Origin of the sequence: Hahella sp. CCB-MM4 (assembly GCF_002260525.1) — a bacterium.
Taxonomy (GTDB): domain Bacteria; phylum Pseudomonadota; class Gammaproteobacteria; order Pseudomonadales; family Oleiphilaceae; genus Hahella.
The window spans coordinates 1-542 of the sequence record NZ_MRYI01000145.1; the positions used below are offsets into that span (position 1 = coordinate 1).

General features: G+C 75.3%; 1 protein-coding gene. It reads right to left on the reverse strand.

The window, feature by feature from the left end; all coding sequences use genetic code 11:
* On the reverse strand, positions 1 to 542 hold a 542-nt coding region (locus BTA51_RS29760), incomplete at both ends, for a HAMP domain-containing protein (RefSeq protein WP_141215744.1).

A 542-nucleotide genomic window follows, 5' to 3' on the forward strand; every position in this document is an offset into this window, starting at 1 on the left:
GCCGAGCAACGCGTCGAGCGCGGCGGCCAGTTCGGGCCGGGCGACGGGGATGCGGGCCGTACGGTCGACTCCCGCGAGGCGTACTTCGCGGCCCTCGTCCTCGGCGAGCGCCGACCAGAAGCCCATGCGTTCGCGGATCACCTCGGACACGTCGCAGCCCGCCTCCGCCTGTCCGCCCTGGGTCTGCGCCTGTTCGCGGGCCGTGCGGATGATCGTGTCGACCTCGTGCTCCAACTGCTCGACCGCAGCCCGGGTCTGCTCGGCCGCCGGGCCCTCGCCGAGGGACGCGGCGTTCAGCCGGAGCACGGTGAGCGGGGTGCGCAGCCGGTGCGAGAGGTCGGCGGCCAGCTCGCGTTCGTGGGCCAGCAGTTGGACGACCTGATCGGCCATGGAGTTGAACGCGACGGCGGCGGACCGCAGTTCGGTGGGCCCCTCCTCGGGCACCCGGGTGCCGAGGCGCCCCTCCCCCAGGTCCTGGGCGGCCCCGGCGAGGCGCTGGGCGGGCTGCACCATCCGTACGCCGAGCCGGTCGGCGACCGCGA